Genomic DNA, 5,295 nt, shown 5'->3' on the forward strand with positions numbered 1-5,295 from the left:
AGGCAACGAATCATTTTTCAATATCCCAGGGTTACATTATTTATGAGTCAACTCGTTATTTCCTGCATTACTTGACTTTAAAATATATACGCTGTAACTTTTGTGCAGTATTAATCATTTTAGCTTAATCATACGAGGAGCTCGTTCTGAGTGACATATGAATACGGCTGTTAAACATACGACAACATTTTTATACCTGCCTAAATCTATTCTGATCGAAGACTTATAAAAAAAGAAATCCGGACATGAATAATAAGAGTCAGTTTCTATAAGAGCTTAGTAATTTCACAGGTTTCTGAAGCAGTGGTGAAAATTCACCACACTGGTGCTAAAGATATCGGTGCTAACAAAAATATCAAAATATATTCAAGGTTCTGAAGGCACTATCTTAATTATCTGTAATGTTCGAATTTAACGTTTAATAAAATTCATATTATTATGATAAGCAAAACAGCCTTTATTTTATCTATCCTCTGCATTCTGTTAAATTCCTGCAGTACACTTGAGCCTGATCTGAGTGGAAGTCTTGACATCTCTCTTTACGACGTCGCGTGCAATGAAATCAGGTTAAAGATTCACGGAGAGCCGGGAAGCGAAGTCACATTACTAAGAGATCAGGAACCGGTTGATAGAATCCAGCTTTCAAAAGGAGATACAATCTTAAGCAATAAGTACCTGAGCCCCAACAGAACTTACACATATGAGTTACGGGCAAATGATAAGAGTAAAAGAACAGGTAGAAAAATCATTGCTTCCACGCTTGACACGACAAGCCACAATATGACCTGGACCGCCTATACATTCGGCTTCAGCATAAGCACACTCTATGACATCTCAATTGTAAACGAGAACGACATCTGGGCTGTGGGTGAGATATTCACTACAGACTCTCTTGGGAAAATTGACAACCAGCCCTATAACGCCGTTCACTGGGATGGAAGCAAGTGGACTCTTCTTAGGATAATGGTACGTGATTTCGGAACACTAAAGGGATATTACCCCTTAAGGAACGTTTATGCCTTTTCTTCAGACAATGTCTGGTTTTCAACAGAAGCCGATCTTATAAGGTGGGACGGAAAGAAATTTGAATCCAAAGCATTCTTTATGCTTAAGGCTCCTTACGAATGGCAGGTAAACAAAATCTGGGGAAAAGATGAGAACAATATCTATTGCGTGGGATATAACGGGGCCCTTTTTCACTACAACGGAAAAGAATGGGAGAAGATTGAAACCAATACGAATTCTGACCTGATGGATATCTATGGTGAAGGAGACAACATCTTTATTGCAGGCTCTGGCAGCTTTAAGCCTACTGTGCTCTTAAGATTAAAAGACGGAAAAGTTACCAAAATAATTGATGATACCTCACCTTTTTCTCACGTCCGGTATAATTATATTTCAGGACCTGTGTTCAGTGTATGGTTAAAAGGGAGGAGGCTTTATACCTTAACGCGTCTGGACCTTTACTCATCTGAGATTGAGACCACGGGTCGCGGTCAGGAACTCTGGACCGGAATGCCTCAGGATTTCCATGCCTCAAAGTTAAGAGGAAACGAAGTAAACGATATATTTACCTGCTATGCCGGAGGAGGCAGTATAATGCACTATAATGGAATTACATGGCATAAATTTGAAGAAACAGCTGACAAAAGAGACGAACTTAAAAGAATTGATGTTAAGGGAAACATTGTTGCTGCAGCCGGAGAAAGGTATGATAATGGAATTGAACGATATGGACTTATTTACTTAGGACACCGCTAGTTCACCATTTACATACAACAAAGAGGAGGCCGGACATGTCTAAGTTAAAAGTAGCTCTTTTTCTTTTTATCTTTGCTGCGTTTTTACCTCATCTTAGCCAGGCACAAACCGTAAGCCTAGTCAGGGATTTTGAAGGAATACAGTGGAATGAGAAAAAACCGCCGGACCCGGATATTGCAGCGGGACCCAACCATATTGTTTTAACGGTAAATAATGGGATTCAGGTCTACACAAAAGATGGAGTCAAGTTAAGTGAAAATACCTTAAGGAACTGGTTCTCTTCTCTGGGAATTTCTGAGGATCCGGTTGATCCCAAAATAGTTTTCAATAATTATTGTAATAGATGGATAGTTTTTGCTATAACAAGATCATCGGGATTATACTTGCTTTCAGTATCAAAGACAGATGATCCTATGGGACAATGGTATCATTATAAATTTGATGCTTTAGAAAGAGAGCAGGGCGGCTATATTTATCCTCCTGATTATACCGGATTAGGATACAACTCTGAGGCTGTTTACATTACATCAAACCATTTATATGATTACGTACCTACGCACGATTTTCAATGGGCTAAAATAAAAGCTATAAGCCTGATTGACCTAATTAGTGGTGTAGGCTCTCCTAAGAGCAAAGATTTTACAAAAATGCGTAATGAAGATCAAAGTTATGCAAAAAACATAAAACCTGTCGACTATCAATTTGGTTCATCAACAGATTTTTATTTGGTAAATACAAGTATATCAGATGCGAATTTTATTACTGTATGGAAAATTTCAGATCCTTTTGGCAATAATGCTTCGATAACCAGGGCCACAATAAACATTGGTCTTTATAGTACGCCTAATGATGCCCCGCAGCCCGGAGGCGCAAGGCTGATTGAAATCAACGACACCAGAATATCTGATTGCACTTACAACAATGGATTTATTTACGGCTGCTTTCATTCAAAAAATTCCTTTAATAATGGTTCGGCAGTCAGGTATTTCAAGCTGAGAGTTTCAGATTATTCTCTTTTAATTAATGACTTAATAGAACAAAATGGCATATACTATTACTATCCTGAACTATATCCGGATAGATATGGGAATATGGTATGCATGTTTAACAAAAGCAGTGCTTCGGATTACGTCGGCCTGGCCTGGACCTACAGGCTTTCGGACGCCACTGCAACCGGTCCAATAAACTGGCTACAGCAGGGGCAGGGCTATTATGACAGGCTAAATGGTGAGGTAAACCGATGGGGGGATTATAACGGCATTTGTCTTGACCCAGTTGAACATAACAATATCTGGTTTGTTGGAGAATATGCCAAATCAGGAAACATCTGGGGTACTAAGGTAGGATCGGTCAAATTTAACGACATTCCGGAACAAATGACTTTTACAAATCTGATTGGAAATGAAAATGCAGGCGGATCGTTTACTGTTGAGGGAATCCCAAACCCGATTCCATCAGGCCAAAGTATTACTTTGATTCAGGACCATTCCTATATAGTTTCAACCAACAATGAGAGATTCTCAAACTGGATGAATTCTGGTACAACCTACAAGCATCATGACTGGAATGACGACAATAATGAATATTTAATAAAGCATAACTTTCCTGCTGGTGAAGAAGGGAAAGAGAACCAAAAAGCCAAGTTTCTTAATTTGTCCCATTGTGCAATAAATGTTCTGGTGGATGGAGAGTTAATAAATGACAAAGGAAGCTGTGAATTTCATGATCCCTGGTTTGTTCTGGATAACAACAATACACAGACCGGAGACTTTTGGAAACCGTTTAATTCATACTATGAACCAAACGGGAAAGAAGGGGCAACGGAAAAAGGAGTGTTTTTAGGACAGCGTCCTACCCAAGGGAAATATTATTCTGTACGCATTCCCTTAATGCAAAGCCCAAACTTTGGCGGCTCCATAGGAATAAGAAATTGCTATTTCCGAAATTGGGACTATAACGGTGTTGAAATGCTTCAGCCTGATATTAGCCCCTCTGGTTACGACCAGAAAGCAGTGGTATTTAATGCTGATAACGCATTTGTAACCGCCAATTACAAAGGTCATCTTCTTTCAAGCACACTAAATGCCTCCGGGGGCAGTGGCAGCCAGAGGAAGATTGCAAAGGAACATAATGGAAATCTCCACGTGGTCTACGAGTCTGTGGGAAAAGTGTGGTACACCAGTTCAACTGACGGGGGAGCGACCTGGTCAGCCGAAATGCTCATCTCGGGAACAGGAACAGCCACATCTCCTTGCATTGCAGCTTCGGAATCAGACTTTCTTAATGATGTCTTCTGTGTATGGCAGGAGACCGAAGGAAGCACAAGAAATCTTTACATAAAGCCGCTTTTGTACCCGAGTGAAGCCATTCTTCTGGATTCAGACGCCTCCACGGTTGACCTCCAGCCCTCAATTGGCGTTTCTTCTGATGACAATGGCGTTCTTGTTGCATATAAGAAAATGTATTCAGGAAGATACCAGATGCACTATAAGTACTCGGATGACTGCGGAAACAGTTTCTCCTATGGAGGGCCGGTATCTATTAGCACACCAATAGTCGATAACAATCCTTCCATAGCATGGAACCCCGATCTCTGGAAATTTATGGTCTCTGCAACAAGGAGTTCCGGATCAGTTCAGGTTAACCTCTATAGCTTTGATTATTATGGCACATCGTGGGATATGGCAGTAAAAAATGTGTATTCTTCAAGCCAGATCCCCTTGGCCCCCGTCTATTCGCAGGTAGCTGTTGACGGAGCAGGAAGAACACACATAAGCTGGATCGCTTATGATGACTACTACGGTAATAACTCCGCATCTTTTCACAGAAGCTACAAAAACGGCGTTTTTTCAGGCATAAGCACATTCAGGGATGAGGCCATTTATGAGCCTTCAATTGTCTATACTACGGTCTCAGGCCATGAAAATATAAACAATACCAATCCTGATGGCGGTGTCTCCATTTTCTACAGCCCTGCAGAACAGGTATGTCTCTACAACATGGTCTCTACAAACGGCACCTCTTGGAATGGGATAACATACATCACACCTTCGGCTCCGATAAAATATCCAAATTCTCTTGAGAAAGCTCCTGCCGGAAGTGTAACTTACGTTGTCTCCAAGGGAAGCTCCTTGCCGTATCAGGTTACTATGCAGACAGTTAATAATACCCGTGCATCGCTTTCATACACACTTAAGTCGTCTTCTGAGAACGTAACTTCATCACAAGGCATGGAAAACGTAAAGACATTCAGGAGAATTGAGATAATCGATACCACATCTAAGACTCCGGGAAGATTTGTCCTTCAGATGGGAAACTTTAAGGGCAGTAGCCTTTCATTCTATAAACCCGATTCATTAAAGAAGAAAGAGGTCTCCCTCTCCTCATTTATGAGGACTGAAGGCTTCACATTTGACAAGGATGCCTCCTTTTCCACAGAACTCTTTGTTAAGAAAACGGGGTGGAATGGTGACCTTAAACTCAGGCTTGAACTGGTGGAAGAAGGAAGTGAAAAAATACTCCAGAAAGTCTATG

Annotated in this window: 2 protein-coding genes; both read left to right on the plus strand. The window is 40.7% G+C overall.

Annotated features, from left to right (window positions below):
• Window positions 1-438 precede the first annotated feature (438 nt).
• On the plus strand, window positions 439-1,761 hold the full coding sequence (locus tag HF312_21085; GenBank protein ID MCU7522716.1) for a hypothetical protein: 1,323 nt from the start codon (window positions 439-441) through the stop codon (window positions 1,759-1,761).
• A gap of 35 nt (window positions 1,762-1,796) precedes the next feature.
• Window positions 1,797-5,295 (plus strand): hypothetical protein (locus HF312_21090; GenBank protein ID MCU7522717.1); only part of this gene is annotated, 3,499 nt, incomplete at its 3' end.

Source organism: Ignavibacteria bacterium, assembly GCA_025612375.1.
GTDB lineage: Bacteria > Bacteroidota > Ignavibacteria > Ignavibacteriales > SURF-24 > JAAXKN01.